The sequence below is a fragment of the Streptomyces caelestis genome (genome assembly GCF_014205255.1).
Classification (GTDB): Bacteria; Actinomycetota; Actinomycetes; order Streptomycetales; family Streptomycetaceae; genus Streptomyces; species Streptomyces caelestis.
In genome coordinates this window covers 7,219,547-7,237,360 of the sequence record NZ_JACHNE010000001.1, presented here as the reverse complement: position 1 = coordinate 7,237,360, position 17,814 = coordinate 7,219,547, and the positions used below count along the sequence as shown (strand labels likewise).

The following is a 17,814-nucleotide window of genomic DNA, read 5'->3' as shown; positions in this document are numbered from 1 at the left end:
CCGATCTCTGGGCGCCGATCAGCAGAAGTCATGTCCCCACGCCTGCCCAGGCCGCGACGCGTCATCCAGGACCGCCGGTGAACGGCTGCTAAACCGCGACGACGCCCAGCTGCGCATGCTCACGGGCGCGCGCTACCTCACTGGTGGCCCCGACACCAGCTCACTCCGGGGCGTTCCGCGGGCGACCGTGCAGGGGGAGTGCCCAAGCGGAAAGTCCGCCGGGTGCCGGCCGACGATGGTCTAACGGCAGTGGGGGTCAGTGCCGTCGGGGGTGGTGAACGTAAAGGGACTCGAGCCGGTTCCATTGCTGACTCAGGATCTGCTCCGCTTCGCGTACCACCCGCTGGGCGCTGGGGTCCGGCGCCTGAGGCTGCCGTTTCGGTATGCGGCCCAGCCTCGCGGCACGCTGCGACGGGTTGCGGTGGGGGCGATGCCACGGCAGGAACAACAAGCGGATGCGGTGGCGGCGCCGCTCGCGGGGAGTCGCCCACCAGCGTGCCAGCAGGATGCAGGCGGTGACGGCTGCCGCGGTGAAGGCAAGAGGGGGGTGTGCGGTCACAGGTGTGCCCTTCCTTGCGGAAAGCCGACCGCCCGTCGGCGTCCGCCCAGGCCGGGACGCCGACGGGAGGGGTCAGCCGGGCCAGGTGCCGGTCAGGCGGCGGGTGGCGGTGGCGCCGCCGCGGTCGACGACGGCTTTGACGCCGGCGAAGATCGCGCCCTGCAGGACGGCTGCCGACAGGACCTCGCGCCAGGTGCGGTGCTCGTCGGTGGCGTCGGGGGCGTCTTCGTCGTGCCCGAGCTTCTTCCAGACCTGCTTGAACAACCCGCCGGCCAGCACGCCGCTGACGGCGCCCATGGCCAGGCCAACCGGCTTGTAGGCGATCTTGGACGCTTTCATCGGTGCCTCCTGGAGCGGCGGATGAGCAGCAGCGCGATGAGTGCGCCGGCCGCGGCGAGCAGCGGGGCGCGGTTGGCCCGCGCCGCCTGCATGCCCTGGTTGGCCTTCTCGCGTACCGGCTCCGGGGCCTTCTCGCGGGCCAGCTCTCCGACGTGCACGGCCTTGTCGCGGACCTGGCCGGTGGCCGCGGCGGCTTTGGAGCGTACCGGCTCGGGGGTCTTGTCCTGCACCATGTGGGCGGCGTGCGTCGCCTTGTCTCGCAGCTGGGTCCTGACCTGTGTGGTCTTCTCGGCGACCTGCTGCTTGACGGCGACCGTCTTCTCCTGGGCGCGGGTCTTCACGTCGGTCTTGGCCGCGAGTTCCTCGACGGTCTCGCCGAGTTCCTCGCGGGTCGCCTCGACCTGCTCGCGCAGTTCTTCCGGGGAGGGTGCTGCCTCGTCGCCCGTGTGCGGCTTGTCGTGGGTCATCGCTGTGCCTTCTCCTTGATCTCGGCTACATCGGCCTTGACGCTGTCCATGGTCTGCTCCGGCGCCGGCGGGGATGCCTTGCTGATCTGCTGCTTGCCCAGCGCCGCCATCAGCGCGGTGACGGCGGCCAGGACGGCGGTGACGATCAGCGCCGCCACCCACACATCCATCACGAGCGAGAGCGCGGCGATCACGGTGGCCACCAGTGCCTGCAGAGTGAGGACACCCAGGCCGGCGCCGCCGAACAGGCCGCCGCCCTTGCCGAACCGCTTGCCCTTCTGGGTCATCTCCGCCTGCGCCAGGCGCATCTCGTCGCGGACCGGCTGCGACAGCTGCTGCGAGGCACGCTGGACCAGGTCGCCGACCGGTTCCTGCGCTCCGCCGCCGGTGCGGGGGGAGCCTTCTGCTGTCATGGGGTGCTCACCTACCTGCCCTTCGTCGGCGTTTCGGGCAGGCCCTGTGACGTTCGGCGTTCGTTCGTGCTCGCCAGAGGTCATGGGCTGCCCGTGGGGGGAGCGACCAATCGGCGATCTCCTTCCACCGTCTGATCGCGGGTCCGAGTACCCCCGCAGCGACGCATCACCGCCCGTCAGAGCACACGTCGCCACAGCAGCCGCGGTGCGGCCCGTACCAGCACGGCTGCGACCAGTCCGATCGCGCCGCCGGCGGCCACGTCGGTGGGGTAGTGCGCACCGCTGTGCAGCCGCTCCGCGGCCACGGCCACCGCCGACACCGCACAAGCGGCACCGGCGGCTGGCCATACCGGCGTGACGGCACCGGCGAAAGCGAAGGCGGCAGCGGTGTGCCCCGAGGGAAAGGAGGAGCTGTCCGGGCGATCCTGAAGCTCTTCCGCCGGCACCCACTCCTGTGGCGGGCGGCGCCGCCGGTACAGCTGCTTGGCGACCGCGTTGGACAGCACCTGCGCCGCCGCCATGCCCGCCACTCCAGCGGTTGCGGCCGCACGGCCGCGCCACCCGCCGGCGGCGGCCATCACCCCGGCCGCCGCCCACCACAGCTTGGTGTGCTCGGCCGCCTCCTCCACCGCGGGCGCGAACCGCCGCACCCAGGGCGGCCCCCACGCGATCGACCACCTGGCCAGCCGACGATCCCCGGCGCGCAGTTCTGCCATCACTTTCATGACCAGCGACTTCCCCTCCGGGCCGTCCCACATCGATCCCGTGATCGAGTAGGCGCCTCCGCCGCGCAAGGCCCGGGAATGGGCCCGCGAGGGTGATCTCCACCGCTCAGGATTCAAGGCGGCGGCGGTCCTCCTCGTCCCACTTGCGAGTGTCGCGCGGCTGGACGTACGGCTCTTCTCCGGCTGGATGGCCGCCCGCGACGGCGCGCTGGCGGTGCATCTCGGCGTCGAACTCCAGGCCGAGCAGGATCGCCAGGTTGGTGATCCACAGCCACACCAGGAAGATGATCACGCCGGCGAAGGTGCCGTAGGTCTTGTTGTAGGAGGCGAAGTTCGCCACGTACAGCGCGAACCCGGCGGAGGCGATCATCCAGATCAGCAGGGCGAGGAAGCTGCCCGGAGTGATCCAGCGGAAGCCGCGGACCTTCGCGTTCGGTGTCGCCCAGTACAGGATCGCGATCATGATGGTGACCAGGAGCATGAGCACCGGCCATTTCGCGAACGACCACACCGTCAGGAACGTGTCCCCAATGCCCAGCGCGGTGCCGACCTGCCGGGCCAGGGGGCCGGTGAGGACGACGATCAGCGCACTGATCACGGCGAGGATCATCAGCACCACGGTGACGCCGACGCGGACCGGCAGCACCTTCCACACCGGCCGGCCTTCCGGGACGTCATAGACCGCGTTCGCGCTCCGGATGAACGCGGCGACATAGCCGGATGCCGACCACACCGCGAGCGCCAGACCGACGATCGCCATGATCGAGCCGATCCCGGCGTTGCCCTGCAGCTGCTGCACCGCGTTGCTGAGGACGTCCCGCACTGCGCCCGGAGCGAAGTTCTGGATGTTGTCCAGCACCTGCGTCGCGGACTGGCCGGCGATCCCGATCAGCGAGATCAGCGCCAGCAGCGCCGGGAACAGCGCCAGGATCCCGTAGTAGGTCAGCGCCGCAGCCCGGTCGGCCAGCTCGTCCTTCTTGAACTCTTTCAGGGTGCCTTTCAGCACCGTTCCCCAGGAGCCCTTGGGCAGGTCCGTCGGAGTGTCCGGCGCCTGCTGCTCCACCTGCTCATCCGGCCCGGCACCCGTCCCCCGCCCGGCCTCGACCTCCTGGTCGGCCGCGGTGTGCCCGCCGTGCCTTCCATGCCGTTTCACTGTCCGTGCCATCTCGCACGAGTATCCGCAGCGTGTGCCCCTCATGCCCGCATCCATGAACAGAACTGTCTGTGCGTTTTGCGGGCGTTTTGTGGTTAGCCGGAGGGGAGGTCAGCAGAGAGGTAATCAGGATGATCAGCAGATCCCGAACGTACTGGACCCCGCCGCCTACGACACCGACGGCAACAGGCGATGCCAAGCACGTGTTCCTCGACGACGTCACCAGGCAGCCGGAATGGGGCAGCGTCAAGACCGGCCTGTTCAGCATCAGCGAGTCATTCGTACCGATCTCCGACGCCAGCCTGGTCGAAGACCACCTGGAAGTCCCGTACCCCAGAGGCCGGTGTCGGTACCCGCAGATCCAGAAGAAGTCCGCCGCACCCGCCGACGCATCTTCCGCGAACAGCAGGACGTGGCCCGCCCGCGCGCCCAACCCCTTCTCCACCAGGCGCACGAACACGGCGGCACACGCCCGTGGAGCGTCTTCCTTCCCAGCGGTCAAGAACCTCGACTCGACCTCGACTCAGACCCGGGCCTCCTCGAAGCCGCCACCGCCGAGACCCACCTCGCCGTGCGGCGGGAAGACCTGCCGCATCACCGCCGATAGTTCTGGATTCACACCACAAGAAAACACTGCAGCCGTTCCCAAGAGCAGCGCAACATAGCGCGGGATCGCCGGTTAGCCAAACCGGCGATCACCCACATCGTTGGTAGTCCACCGCCACGACCTGCCCATCCGTCGAAAGGAACGTCCGCGACGTAGCTCCCGATCTTTCCGCAGGCGCCACGGCCAAGGCGACCGTCGACGTGTCACGCTGCCGCGTAACTCGCGCGGAACAGCTCCAGGGCGCGCTCGACATCGCGCTCCGTGCGAAGCTGCACCTCCAGATCGCCCGTCCCGTGGTGGCCGAGCCCGGTCACGTCCCGGGTGAACCCAGGCACGAGGTCGACCTTTTTCGGGTCAGCCTTGAGGTAGACGAGGAGTTTGGTCCGCTGAGGCGGGCAGACACAGGCAAAGTTCCGCAGACGCTGGTACGCCCTGTACTGCTTGCGATCGACGCGGTTTACGCCGTATCCCCACGCCGAGCAGCGCCTCGTCGACCTCCTGCGCCATGTTCGACCAGCACCGGACTCTGACCGTTCTCACAGCGGGCCGCCGTCGCCTGCTGGCGCCCCCGCCGCGCTGCCTGTGCACGGACGCCGACGGCCGCAATGGTCTCCAGGCCCAGCAGGTCGTCTCCGAAGAACCGGTAGCGGACCAGATCGATGCTGCGACGGTGCTCGCGCACCGCGTGCAAGTCGTAGCGGGTGAAGTCGCCGGCGACGCAGATCAGCCTGAGTGCGCTCCACAGGACCCGGGACGCTGTGTGGGCCCCGAACCGGTCATGGACCAGGCCCCGGAAGACGCCCTTGTGGGCCATGAGCCACGACATGTAGTAAAGACCCTGATTGATCACGCCTGCATCGGTGCCGCGCTTGAACTCGACGACCACAGGCGCATTATTCTCGTCGATCCCCAGCGAGTCGATCCGCCCGCCGTCGACACAGTCGATGACGTACTCACTCGCCAGGAACCGCACCCCCAGCATCGCCTCCATGTGCGCCTCAACGAGGCCCTGCACATCCGCCTCGACCTCAGCCAGACGCGACGCGACCTCGGTTACGCCGCTACTCGTCGTGTGGAACAGCTTCAGTCCCGACACCTTCCCCTCCTCGACTCGAAGATCGAGAACGCGACGGAGGGCAGGATTGTTTCCGCACGGCACTTCGAGCGCGTGAAGATGATGTGAGGCTGACGCAGGGTCGCCGAAGTGCACTGGCATCCCACCAGCCCCAGAAGCCGCTTTATCCCACATACGTCCCACAAAATCACTGACAGGCCGCCAGTAGGGAACGAACGCGCAGGTCAGGGCGCCTGCCGGGAAGATGAGTCAAGCGCCGTCTAAGCACCTGGTGCTTCCGGTTCGGATTTTCCGGCACAAGTCGCTTGCACTGCACGACGATCGTCCGGAAGCCAGCCGACGCGGTCGGCAGCGCGTCGTTCGTACCACTACCCAGCCGTTCCTCAGCTGTATGCCGGCAAGACTCACGACTCGTTCCATCGAACTCGCCGGCCGTCAACGAATTCGCGACGCTGCAGTCGAGGGTGGGGTGCACCTCCTGGCGCAGGGGAGCCACCCGGCAGTGCCCGCCGCCTCCCCCAGCCCCAGCGGATGCATCGAACACACCGGAGACTGGCATCGAACAGGCACACACGTTGGAGTGAGGCGATTAATGGACCCCTGATGAAGTTAATCAGAGGCCATTAGACGGATTGCCCGACAGGCGTACCAAACAGAATTCGAACTGGTGACAGGGAAGGCATTGCAGTAACGAAGCGACTGTCAGTGCTGCTTGGTACACAGTTCGTCGCTCGGGGAGCAGGTCCCCGACGTGACGAGTGGAGGCACCTCGGTGCAACTGACCTCGAATCAGCTGGCAGCGATCGACACCGTGGACCAGCACCTGGGCATCGTCGCGTGCGCTGGATCCGGAAAGACCGAAGTCATCGCCCGGCGGGTGGTGAAGTTGCTCCGGGTGTCCGGCGTGGAGCCGCGGCACATTGTCGCCTTCACGTTCACCGACCGGGCGGCCGGAGAGCTGAAGCAGCGCATCGTCTCTCGTGTCCGAGAGGAACTGGGAGATGTCCATGGATTGGCCGAGCTTTTCGTCGGCACCATGCACGGCTACGCCTTGAGCATGCTGCAGTCCCAGGTGCCGGAAACGTTCAAATGCACTGTCCTCAGCGATGTGCAGGCTCGTGTTCTGATCGACCGCAACAGCCGGGCCAGCGGTCTGACGACAACACAGATCCGTACCAAGGGCAAACCGACCCGCCCGATGAAGCGCTACGTCAACTCCCGTCTCTACCAACGGGTTTTGGGCATGCTCCGCGAGGACGAGATTGACCAGGACGAGTTGCCGTCGGACGTACTCGACGGCCTGAGCAGTTACCGGGCGTTGCTCCAGCGCCTTCACTACCTCGACTACAGCGAGATCCTCCGCCTCGCCGCGGACCTGCTGCTCCCGCCGCCGAGTACGGGAGAGCCGGCCACCGAACCCGTGGTCAATCTGCGTGCCCACGTGCGGGACACGGTCCGCTACGTCGTGGTGGACGAATACCAGGACACCAACCCCGTCCAGGAGCAGTTGATCGCCGGCCTCATCCAGTTCGGCGCGAACCTGTGCATCGTGGGGGACGACGACCAGACGATCTACCAGTGGCGCGGAAGCGCGGTGAACAACATCCTGACGTTCACCACCCGTCACAGCAGCGCCAAGACCGTGACGCTCAACGAGAACTTCCGCTCGTCCAAGGCGGTGGTGGACCTTGCACGCCGGGTGGCGGAGGGCATCGATCCCTCGCGTCGGCTGAGCAAGTCGATGATCGCCAGTGGCCACCAGAGCTATGACCGCGGCGACCTGCTGGCCCTCTCCTTCGGTACGCCGTATGAGGAGGCCGCGTGGATCTGCGACCGCATCGAGTGGATGATCAGCCTGCCCTTCACCGACCGTGCCGGCGCGCCACCACGGGGCCTGGCGTACTCGGACTTCGCCGTCCTCTTCCGCAGCGTATCGGGCGACGCCGACCCACTGGTCACGGAAATGCGCGCCCGGGGCATCCGCTACATCATCAAGGGCCTGAGCCGCCTGTTCCAGACACCCGAGGTCCAGGCCGCCAAGACCTGCTTCGACTACATCGCCGGAACCGTCGACGGTGACGCCGTCGTCACGGCCTGGACGGACGCCCGGCTCGGGCTCCGCGAGGAGGCTCTCAAGCGCGGGGTGAAGATCCTCGACGAGGCCCGCGGCTGGGCGGAGGGCATGCCCTGGGACACCTACACGATCCAGGGCACTTACCAACGTTTCCTGGGCGAGGTCGGCGTCCGCGAGGAACACCTCACGGCCGAGGTCGGCCGCGAGCGCAGCGAGCTCGCCTTCTACAACCTGGGACGGTTCAGCACCGCCATCGGCGACTACGAGCGCATCCACTTCCTCAGCAGCCCGCCCGACCGGTTCGCCACCTTCGCCAAGTGGCTGGAGCACCAGGCCGGCGACTACTACGAGGAGAGTGACGCCGGCGCCGGATACGCCCGACCCGACGCCGTCACGATCGCCACCGTCCACCAGGCCAAGGGCATGCAGTGGCCGGCGGTGTTCGTGCCCTGTATGCGGCGCAACCGCTTCCCCAGCAAACGGCAGGGCGGACTTGGTGTGTTCCACATCGTCCCGGAGGCCGCCGTCAACGACGCCGACCGCTACCGCGGCAGCGAGGACGACGAGCGCCGACTCTTCTACGTGGCCGCGACCCGCGCTCAGAAGTACCTCGCACTCTCCTTCTCCCCCGGGCCGGGCAAGCTCTACCAACAGGAGTCGCAGTTCTTCGCCGAGGCGACCCGCAACACCTACGTCCTGACCCGGGAGGCCGCCAGGCCCGACGAGTCCACGCTGAACCGGCTGCCCTCCACCCCCCTGGCCGACACGCCCGACATCGTCTTCAGCTTCAGCGAGCTGAAGTACCTGTTCGAGTGTCCGTACCAGTTCAAGCTGCGGTTCCTGTACGGCTTCGACTCGCCGTTGCAGAAGGAACTGGGGTACGGCAAGTCGCTCCATGACGTGATGGCGGAGGTGCACAAGCGCGCCGTGAAGGGTGACATCGTCGACACGACGGAGGTGGAAGCACTCGTTGACCGGCACCTGCACGCTCCGTTCGCACCGGAGCCGCTCAAGGATCAGTTGCGCAACGCAGCCATCCGCTCCGTCCACCGCTACCTCCGCGAAAACGGCTCGCGACTGGCTCTCACCGAGCACTCCGAGCAGCCGGTGGAGGTGCACCTCACGCCGGGGGTAACCGTCAGCGGACGCATCGACCTGATCCGCCGGATCGACACCGGTGAACAGTCCATCGTGGACTTCAAGTCCAAGGAACGCGCCCAGGCTGACGCTGTCACCCGGGACCAACTGCACATCTACGTCGCGGGGTACGAGGAACTGAGCGGCAAACGCGCCGACCTCGTCGAGGTCCTGAACCTCGACGAGGGCAGCCGCAGCAGCCGCGAGGAGGTCAACGACACCCTGTTGAAGGAGATCTCCGGCAAGGTCGCCAAGGCCGGAGACCAACTCCGCCACAACGACATGCCCCGCAAGACCTCGTGGTGCGGCACCTGCGCCGCCTGCGACTTCGCCGCGATCTGCCGGGACCGGCCCAGCGCTCCGTAACACTGCTCGACCATGTCAACCCGTTGGGCCGCAGTGTTGTGCAATACCGACGCCACGGCCCAACCTCCACACCTCCGACGCAACACCGGCGGCGGAATCAGGAACCCGGGCCAGGTCAAGGCGCTCTGGTGGTGATCACTCGTGCACCGTGTACGCGACTTCTCCCCCGGCGAAGGTATGCGGCTCGATGATGGCCCGGACCGTGAGTGTAGAGGTCTTGCCGCGAATGCGCTTCCGGAAGCCATCCAAGATCCAGACCTTGAGCCCTCCCTGGCGCTCTCGTGAGTCGCACATGCCGATGGTCATCTCCAACTCAATGCCGCTGTACTGAAATCGCACGTAGCTATTGGCGGCCCCGCAGGCCGCAGCCGTCTGCTCGTCATAGACCTTGCCTGGATCGAGCACTACGGCCTCGGTATCGACCACGTTCCTGGGCACGACCGTGATCGTCATCTGCCCGCGGCCTTCCTATCAGATCGGCTACCGTACGTGCTGTGGGTGGGACGGGGCAACAAGATCAGCCTGGAGCACCAGCTTCTCCTGTACAAGTACCGCACCGTCGGTACGAAACAGGGCTCTACTTCGCCCAGGCGAGACCACAGCCGGAACCCCAACCTTAAGGTCAGGGCATAACCAGGAACGGTTCAATGGCCAACGAGCAGTTTAAACTGGATACAGCGGCGGCCGAGCAGACCGTCGTTTCTGTGTTCAAGCAGATTGTCGCTGTCCTCGCGCGCCAGGCCAACGCAGCGATCGATGACGCGGCCCTGTTCCACCTGGCGAACACGCTGTTCGCTGCGTTTGCCCGGGCGGGTGAGGACGGGCTGACAACTGAGCAGATCAAGGCGGCATGCGCCGCCTTCCCTGACGATGTGATCGAGAACCGCCTGAGCGTCCTGCGAAAGCTCGGCGCGATCCAGCCCGCGTTTGAAAAGCCCTACCAGCGCGAGTACCGGGCCTCGTTCACCAGCTACGTCTCAATGCTGTTCGTCCAGCGGATGCTGGCCCGCGGAGGCCAGTCGGAATTGCACCAGCTTCTGACGATGGAGAAGGTCAGGCTGGAGGGCGGGGAGAGTACAGCCGAGGAAGCCCTTGAGGTTGTCGTCGGAATTACTACGGCGCTTCGGCTCCTTGTCGCAGAGCTCGTAGCGTTGACCGTCAGCGGCACGGTGGAGACTCTGCGAGAGCGCGCGCCGCTGCTGTGGAACGCGAAGTCGCTAATCGACCAGGCGTCCGCGGTGCACGAGATCCTTCTGGAGTTCTGGCCAGAGCTCAGCCGCATGTGCGGGGAGCTGCGATCGGCGATCGCAGCTTACGAAGATGCCTCAACTAACGCGTCGGCACGCCTGATGGCCGCAGCCGGGACCTCTCGGGCACTGAACCTGCTACCACCCGAGATGTGGAAGCGCTTCGCGAAGCGGGCAACCGTAGATGAGCTCGCGGCGGTCCTGGCTGATCAGGTCTTCGACGCGCCGTCCCCATGGCACGATGCCGCTGACCTGGCGGAGGCCGTTGCGTGCAGGCCGCAGTCAACCGGCAACCGTTCGACGCCACCGCGTTCCCGTGTCCCCGATGACAAGGAGACGCCCTACCAGGAATGGAGGGACGCGGAGGCCGAGCGGCTGGCGGCAATTGCCGAAGAGCTGCTCAGCGGCGAGGACTCTGTTGCAGTCGAACACCTTCTGTCGGACGTGGACTGGTTGACAGCGCGCCGACTGCTGGCCGACATGATTGCCGCGAGCAACAACGACAGGCTCGGCTACCGGCTGGCATGGTCCGGCCCGGTCCAGGTACGGGCAGGCAGCGTGCCGTCCTGGCTTACCTCTGGCGTGTTCGAGCGAGTACGGAGGCCCGTGTGAGTGATGCGGACGCGGCGCTGTGGTGGGCGAGGGTGCGAGCCGAGGGCCCGCTGCGCATGCCGGCAGCCACGAGAACACCGGCGGGCATGCTGCGAATGGTGGAGCAGGGTGGTGAGCGCTGCTGGCTGCTGCCCCGTCCACCCGACGACGTGACGCCGGCCGTACTGCGCGAACTGCGGATGCCTACGCTCCCCGTGGAGTTTCCAAATGAGACCAATCGGGTCCTTGCTGCGGCGCTGCGGTGCTGCTGGGCCGACATCCAGGCAAGCCCGTGGCCGGGCCAGTCGGCAACGATGCACGAGGTACTGGACGTAGTGGACCAGCTCATCCCCGGACGCGAAAAAGAAGTGCTGCACCGCTTCGGAATGGGAGCGTTCCGCCGTCTGCAATCCAGCCGATGGTTGGACATCGATGATGAGGCACAGACAGTCCGCCTCGGCCCCCGGGCTGCTACATGGTCCGACCAGGACCTCCCCGTGCTGCGGGATCTGTGGCGGGAGCTGCCGCCCCCTCGACCTGACGGGAAGTCGGACCGATGAGCGGCCTGTTCGATGACCTGCTCCAGCCGCTCGGCGACAAGCAGCGCGACGCGTTGGTCTCGGCCTGGGCCGCACTTGAGTACGGCAGCGAGCCTGCCAGCGAGGCGGCGCTGCCCGCTCTTCGGGACGCGGCGCTGCGTCACCTGCTTGACCAAATGCTGCACAGGACCGGCCGCACGCTTGTCCCCGCGGGCGCCTACCTCTGGACATCGGGGTACCGGGACGACATCGCTGCGGAACTCGTGGCGAGCGGCTGGGGGATACTGCCGCCACTGGAAAGGGCCGCGCTGATTTTGGTGCTGATCCACTCAGTTGCGATCCCCAGGGCAGAAGGACGCCTGACTGGGGGTGACTGGCAGTCGAACCACCCGACGACACCGACCCGACTGCGGAAGCTTTCGCAGATTCACGGGCAGCGGCGTCTGTCCGATGCCCTGCAATGGCTGCGCGCGGCCGGGCTGGTCCGCGTGGCGCGCGCCGCTGACCGCGAGACAGCAGGGGCCTCCTACGTCCCTGGGCCCGCGCTACGCCGGCTCACTCCGGCCGCGCGCCAGCGACTGCAGGAGAACCTGATCCTGGCCGTGGGCCCGGACACCGCGCTCGCTACAGCGATCACGGTCCGCCGGAACCTCGGCCACCCCCAGAAGTGACGATTTCTCCGAGGAGCGGTGCATGAGCGACAAAGAGCCGCCAGAAGACATTGTCGGTGAACGTGTCCTGGTCGGCCTTCAAAGCGTGCGAATCTCCAGGCTTTCCACGCACCCCATCCCGGTTGCAGCTGGCACTCTCATCGCCGTGGCCGGGCAAGGGCCGAAGGACTCCAACGGGGCAGGGAAGTCGTCACTGCTGGCTCAAATCAGTTTGCTGCATGCCGATGAGCAGTGGCGATTCGGCTCCGGCGCCCCCGCCGCGGTCGACCTGCTGTTCAATTCCGAGGACGCTGGCGGTGAAGACCGCTGGGGCAACGCCGACCACGGGTACCTCATCGGCGTGTTCGCACCCGCCGTCGGAACCCTCGATCAGCTACAGGCCGGCGCCCTGACCGTGTGGATCCGAATCGACCGCAGCAGCCAGAAAGGGCCCCGGCTGAAACTGCGCTGGCAGGACGGTCTGCTTCTACCCGCTGGAGACAGTGAGGCCGAACGGGAACAGGCCGCCGACTCGGTGTGGCAGGCCCTGCCCCCGCGGGCCGGACGGCATGACGTGGCGGCCCGTGACCTTCCGCGCACCCTCTACGGGGAGCACGTGCGGTGCGTGTCGTTCCTATCGACATCAGTGCGGGCCAGCGCCGCTCCCAACCTCCTCGCCCAACCGCTCAACGAGATCTCCGAACGGCGGATCTTCGAGGCAATCGCTGCGCTCACCGGCATCGACCACGAACTACAGCAGGAACGCCAGGCACGCCGCAACGAGTACGACCGCCTCCAGGAAGCCAGCAATGCCGAGTCCGACCTAGCCACCTGGGAAGAGCGCACCCAGGTCATTGAGGACGGTATCGACGCCCGCGACCAGGCGCGCCAGCACGTCGTCGAAGCCGCTGACCGCTGGCGGTCACACATAGCACGGCGGCTGTACAACACCCTCCAGCGCGACGCCGACATCCAAGCCGAGATCGCTGGGATCGACACCGAGATCGAGCAGGACAGCCGTACGGTTCAAGAGTTGGTCAGACGAGCGAAGGAGCTGGCCGACGACGAGGCATTCACACAACGGCAGCAAGCTGCGATGAGCACATTCGACAGGCTCGACAGCGTCGACCGGGACCTGGACAAACAGGTTGCAAAGCTGCAACAGAAGATCGAAGAAGCCGACGGCCTGCTGCGCGAGGCCAGGCGAAAGGCCCGTGACGCCGACGGACGCGACGAGCAAACCGCCAACCAAGAACGCGCCGACGCGGACGCTCACTTAGAAAAGATGGTCAAGGCAGTCGGAGTGGCGGAGAAGGCGCTATCCGACGCCAAAGCAATCCTGGAGGACGCGGAGAGCGGCAGAGACCTGGCCCGGCAGCAGATCGACGTCCTTGCGACCGAGAGAATCAGCGCCATCTGTCTGCTCGACGCCATTGTCCTCACCGACCAGCAGAGGCCAAAGTGGGAGCCGGCCCTCTGGCCGTACCGTGAGGCCGCCGTCGTGGACTCCGACGATCTCGACAGGGCCAGTGCACTCCTCGCGGACCTACCCGGCTCGACCCTGATCGCGGCCAACCTGACCGCAAGAGCGGGGCACGTTGACCTCCCAGGCAATGCCGACCCTCAATACGACCTGAGTGGTTTCCTCGCGGCCCTGGACACGCGAGTCACCGCCCGCACCAACCCTGACCGCGTCCAAGACGACGCGGGCATCGTGACTATCGGCGGCTTTCCCAGACCCGTCACCGACCGCGCCGCCCGCATTGCCGCCGCACGAGAGCGCGTCCATCAGCAATCCGACATTCACCAGGAGGCCGAGAGGAAGCGGAAGGCTGCCGTACTGCAGGTCACCGTGGCTGAGCGCCGGCAGAAGGGCGTAAGTGCCGCGGCCGAGGCCGATGAGCTGGACAGAAAGATCAGCAATCTACAGGTGAAAGATCAGGCCGCTCAGGATGAGCGCGCGAAACTGACCCCTGAGCTCGCCGCTGCAGCCGCCGAACGGGACGAGGTGCTCCGCCTGGCGGCAGTCCGCGAAAACCAAATCACGTTTCTGCACGAGCAGAAGGCCGCCCTCGACGAATCAAACAAGGGTCGGCGAGAAAAAAGCGGAAACCTCAGGAAGGAGCAAGCGCAGCTAGACCTTGACAGACTGAAATCCCACTGGGACGGCACCCTCGAATCCGTCAGCGAGTACCTGCTCGCCTTGCCGGATAACCAGCAGTCCTGGACGGCGGAAGACTGGTGGGAAGAAGCCAAGAATCTGATCAGCACCGCGATATCCAAGTGCTTCCCTCCCACCGCCTCTGAAACTATGCCGACGGAAATCACTGGTCTGCTGGCAGAGTTCAGTCAGCGTGGACCCGGCAGCAGCACAAGGGCACAGGCCGTCTTCACCCCGCTGCGCCACGCACTCCATGTCTACCTGCGCCAGCACGAAGACACCGACCAGTACGAGCGCCAGCAGATCGCCATTCAGCGCAAGGAGCGCCGCGAGAGCCTGGACGCCGCACGGATTGGCCACGAGGAGGCTGTTCAGGCCAGCCGGGCCCACCGAGGGGCGCTCACCTCTGCCATCAAGCAGAAGCTGGTCGACGTCGCAGCGGCGTTCGACCGGCTCGATATGGCCCACGGCGGATACGGGGCCTGGCTCGACTGCGCCGAACCTCCACCGCCGGTCGACCCCACCGAGGACTGGGACTGGAAGGTCACGCCGATGTGGCGGCGCGCCCGCGGACGCCGACACATCCCCTACAACCGGCGGGCCAACACCGCACAGATCGATGATCGGGCGATCAAGCTCGTGTGCGCCGCCGCAGCCGCAAGCAGAACGGGCCGGCCACTCGTCCTTGTTCTCGACGAACTCGGCCGCAACCTCGGCAAGCAGCACCGCCGCGAGGCGGTCGCCCTGCTTGGCCAGATCGGCACGGAGAGCGGCATTACCGTCGTCGGCGCACTGCAAGACGACATGGAGTCCTACGCCATCGACGCCTGCGGCGAGTACGTCAAGCTGCGCCGCAGCTCAGACTCCAGCCCGTACAATGAGCAGCCCGTCGTCGTCGGCCACGACGAGCACGCCCCACGTGTCGAACTGCTCAGGGCCTGGCTGACCGGCAACGAGTACCAGGAGCCGGTATGACCACGCGCTCCCGCCCGCGCGGCTTCGCCATGCGTCACCTCAGCGTCTACCCCGGCCTCACTACATACGCAGTCCCCCTCCCCGATGGTGACTACAGCACCGACCGCCACGGCAATCCCAAGATCACGCGCGTCACTCTGGAGCCCGAAGGCTTTCCCACACCCCACCGCCCGCACGGGCTGACCGACAGCCAGTGGGCCTTCGCCACCAACGGCCCCCGCCGTTGGCAGTCCGCCGTGACTACATTCGGCGACCGCGCCGAGGAGATAGCCGCAAAGCTTGCACGCAACGGATGCATCGTCCTCGAATGCGACTTCCGCGACGCCCGCGTAGTCCTGCCACCCCGTGGCTGGGCTCCTCATCCTGACCTGTATGCGGCCCAGCAAGAGCGCACCAGCCAGCGCGCTGCCCAAAGGACCACTCAGGACAACGAAGCACGCCGCCTTTCCGCCGAGCTCGCCCCCTATCCCGCCACCCAGCCATTGCAAGCCATCCTCAAAGCACAACGCCACGGTGCCTACCGTGACCACGTCATCGAGGCCGCCCGCGTCCTTCTCACCGACGAGACCATCACCGGCATGGGCGAGGTCGAGCCCTGGGCTGCTGTGCACTGGCTCAAGCGTGGAACGAAGTCGGACTATGAAAAGGACCAGGAGCCGCTCGCTGAGGGCGGCCAGGGTGCTGTTTACGGCGGCGTGCACAAGTACGCCCGCATTCCCGTCGCCCTGAAACAGCTCCGCTACGGTGACGAGGACTCTGTGCACCGCATGGGTCGCGAGATCTCCATCGGTCACCTGTACGGACAGCACCCGAACGTCATGCCGGTGCTTGACTCTGACCCAGACGGTCGATGGTTCGTCATGCCGCTTGCGAACGGCAGCGCCGCCAGCCACTCGGAACGTCTGCGGAGGGAGACCGGAGCTCTGCGGGACCTCGTCACAGCGGTTTGCGAAGGACTGCGCCGTCCGCACGCCGACGATCGGATGCACCGCGACATCAAGCCAGCAAACGTTCTCCTCCTCAACGGCAAGTGGGTCGTGGCGGACTGGGGGTTGGGCCGTCAGCCCCGAGGAGAGACCAGCGTTCCCCACCGAACACGGACCGGCACCGGCTTCGGGTCCGAGGGATTCGCCGCGCCGGAGCTGGCATCCGGAAACCCCCATCATGTGGCGGCCAGTGCTGACATCTACAGCATCGGACGACTCATCGCAGCCATCCTGACCGGTGAGCGTCCCGAGCAGAACGTCTCCCTGCTACCCGCAAACGGACCATGGCGAGCCGTAGTAGCGGAGGCAACCCGCCACAAGCCGACCGACCGACCGCAGGACGTGGACGAACTCCTCCGCCTGCTCAAGGACATTCCGTGACTGTTCCCACACCGTCTCAGCGTTGCCAGCCACTGAGACTGGTCCGCCCCAGCTAAAAGGATCACGTTGTCGATGACGCGCATCGCGCTAGAGCCATACTTCCTCCACCAGGACCAGGTTCAGTCCCTCCTCGGCGAGCAGCGGACGGAGTCCGCGCGGGCCCGGGCTGCCCGCAGGAGCCAGCCCGAATCAGCGTTGCCCTACGTGCTCGCCACAGAACTGGCCGAGGCTCTCTCCTCGCTGGGAGTCGGCGAGCTGGCGAGGTGCGTCCTGGAGCAGAACCTGCGCACAGGCCAGGTCGTCGGCGCTGAGCTGGAATTTGCGTTCCAGCGGGACCGGGGCCACGACGCCCCAGGCTTCAAACCGGTCAGCTTCACTGCGGTACTCGATGCGGGCAAACCGGTGCGCGTCACAGGCACATTCAACTCGGCAAGAACCGCCAGCTCGTCCGCGACCGGCAGTCTCGCCGGGAATAGGCGGGTCTATCTAATCGGAACGGTCACCAATCTCAGCGCATCGCAAGTTGAGCTCAGACCGGTCTTCATCGGAATCAGGTCAGTCATCGATGACCGCCTTGCCGCCGGGGGCCCGGCGCCGGGAGCGCGGGTGTACCCCGGCGATATCGGCCAGTTCAGCGCGATCGACTTCGCATCTCCCCTCACAGAGGCCGAGAGGGAAGCGGTCCTGCGCGTGCCGGAGGACGTGGTGAAGCACGCCTTCGCCGGGCTGATCGGCGAGTCGTACGTTCCGAAGGACTGGGGTGGCGAGCGCTCCGATCTCTACACCTCACGAGTGTTCGCCCGCGGGCGCCAGGTTTCGGCCGCCTGGCTGTTCAAGGGGCCCGGCTACCCTCGCGCCATGGACGTCAGGGCCCTGGGCAAGAATGGCGACCAGATTGACCGGCTGTTCACCGAGCCCGCGGAGCTACTCGTTCTGCAGCACTGTCACCAGATCAAGCCGAGCGTGGTTGGCATGATGGACACCTACGCCCACGACGCCCGACGCCCCCGCTGCTACATGATCATCGACGGAGCAGACACCGGACGCATACTGAGGTCGCTGGGCTTGCTCCCGGCAATCCCAGCAAGTCTGTCTCGGCAAACCAAGGATCGGGAGCCCCAAGGCACTGAGCTTTTTCAGCGTGGCCACTGATCGAGTGACGGGCTCGATGCTCGCGACGCACGAGGCTCCCGTGCCGTTGGGGGAGGTGTTCGAAGTCTCAACCCGCAGGCGTAGGAGCCGCGTTGGTTCCGTATTCTGCCGCAATCGACCTGCCGCACGCCCTGGCCGAGCTGGTCACCATCCCCATCTTCGCCCGCGAGGGTGCCCGCGCGGGTAGATCGCTCCGCACTTCGCCGAAGGTCGAATG

At 66.6% G+C, this 17,814-nt stretch carries 13 protein-coding genes and 2 pseudogenes; 8 read left to right on the top strand and 7 right to left on the bottom strand.

All coding sequences use genetic code 11. The features are described from left to right. Positions 1-631 precede the first annotated feature (631 nt). From HDA41_RS32850 to HDA41_RS32830, 5 genes are all read right to left on the bottom strand, one after another. Positions 632-898 (bottom strand): DUF4235 domain-containing protein, encoded by a 267-nt coding sequence (locus HDA41_RS32850; protein ID WP_184990450.1) that lies wholly within the window; start codon positions 896-898, stop codon positions 632-634. Then, positions 895-1,365, bottom strand: coding sequence for a DUF3618 domain-containing protein (locus tag HDA41_RS32845; protein ID WP_184990448.1), 471 nt, complete (start codon positions 1,363-1,365; stop codon positions 895-897). Before HDA41_RS32845 ends, HDA41_RS32850 begins: the two co-directional genes overlap by 4 nt. Continuing rightward, positions 1,362-1,778 (bottom strand): phage holin family protein, encoded by a 417-nt coding sequence (locus HDA41_RS32840; protein ID WP_184990446.1) that lies wholly within the window; start codon positions 1,776-1,778, stop codon positions 1,362-1,364. Before HDA41_RS32840 ends, HDA41_RS32845 begins: the two co-directional genes overlap by 4 nt. Positions 1,779-1,954: 176 nt before the next feature. After that, on the bottom strand, positions 1,955-2,503 hold the full coding sequence (locus HDA41_RS32835; protein WP_184990444.1) for a phosphatase PAP2 family protein: 549 nt from the start codon (positions 2,501-2,503) through the stop codon (positions 1,955-1,957). 106 nt (positions 2,504-2,609) lie between these two features. After that, the gene (locus tag HDA41_RS32830; RefSeq protein ID WP_184990442.1) at positions 2,610-3,668 is read right to left on the bottom strand and encodes a YihY/virulence factor BrkB family protein; all 1,059 of its coding nucleotides are present in this window, start codon (positions 3,666-3,668) and stop codon (positions 2,610-2,612) included. Between the two features lie 79 nt (positions 3,669-3,747). Here HDA41_RS32830 and HDA41_RS41765 point away from each other — a divergent pair. Beyond that, a pseudogene (locus tag HDA41_RS41765) lies at positions 3,748-4,006 on the top strand (hypothetical protein); the annotation flags it as partial. A 460-nt stretch (positions 4,007-4,466) separates the two neighbouring features. Here HDA41_RS41765 and HDA41_RS32825 read toward each other — a convergent pair. Beyond that, a pseudogene (locus tag HDA41_RS32825) lies at positions 4,467-5,359 on the bottom strand (DUF5655 domain-containing protein). A 730-nt stretch (positions 5,360-6,089) separates the two neighbouring features. Here HDA41_RS32825 and HDA41_RS32820 point away from each other — a divergent pair. Beyond that, on the top strand, positions 6,090-8,915 hold the full coding sequence (locus HDA41_RS32820; RefSeq protein ID WP_230299549.1) for an ATP-dependent helicase: 2,826 nt from the start codon (positions 6,090-6,092) through the stop codon (positions 8,913-8,915). Positions 8,916-9,050: 135 nt separating this feature from the next. Here HDA41_RS32820 and HDA41_RS32815 read toward each other — a convergent pair whose 3' ends face one another. Next, positions 9,051-9,368 (bottom strand): trypco2 family protein, encoded by a 318-nt coding sequence (locus HDA41_RS32815; protein WP_184990438.1) that lies wholly within the window; start codon positions 9,366-9,368, stop codon positions 9,051-9,053. Between the two features lie 194 nt (positions 9,369-9,562). Between HDA41_RS32815 and HDA41_RS32810 the strand changes: the two genes are divergently transcribed. The 6 genes from HDA41_RS32810 to HDA41_RS32785 all read left to right on the top strand — a co-directional run bounded on the left by HDA41_RS32810 (position 9,563) and on the right by HDA41_RS32785 (position 17,597). Continuing rightward, positions 9,563-10,774 (top strand): hypothetical protein, encoded by a 1,212-nt coding sequence (locus HDA41_RS32810; protein ID WP_184990436.1) that lies wholly within the window; start codon positions 9,563-9,565, stop codon positions 10,772-10,774. Beyond that, positions 10,771-11,313 carry a hypothetical protein gene (locus tag HDA41_RS32805; protein WP_184990434.1) on the top strand — a complete coding sequence of 181 codons (543 nt, stop codon included), beginning with the start codon at positions 10,771-10,773 and terminating at the stop codon, positions 11,311-11,313. Before HDA41_RS32810 ends, HDA41_RS32805 begins: the two co-directional genes overlap by 4 nt. Continuing rightward, positions 11,310-11,963, top strand: a complete 654-nt coding sequence (locus HDA41_RS32800) for a hypothetical protein (RefSeq protein ID WP_184990432.1) — start codon at positions 11,310-11,312, stop codon at positions 11,961-11,963. Before HDA41_RS32805 ends, HDA41_RS32800 begins: the two co-directional genes overlap by 4 nt. Before the next feature lie 22 nt (positions 11,964-11,985). Beyond that, positions 11,986-15,078 carry a coiled-coil domain-containing protein gene (locus HDA41_RS32795; protein WP_184990429.1) on the top strand — a complete coding sequence of 1,031 codons (3,093 nt, stop codon included), beginning with the start codon at positions 11,986-11,988 and terminating at the stop codon, positions 15,076-15,078. Then, entirely contained in the window at positions 15,075-16,445 is a 1,371-nt protein-coding gene (locus HDA41_RS32790; RefSeq protein WP_184990427.1) for a serine/threonine-protein kinase, read from the top strand. Before HDA41_RS32795 ends, HDA41_RS32790 begins: the two co-directional genes overlap by 4 nt. Before the next feature lie 72 nt (positions 16,446-16,517). Then, a complete protein-coding gene (locus HDA41_RS32785) occupies positions 16,518-17,597 on the top strand; it encodes a hypothetical protein (RefSeq protein ID WP_184990425.1) in 1,080 nt (359 codons plus the stop codon). Positions 17,598-17,814 lie beyond the last annotated feature (217 nt).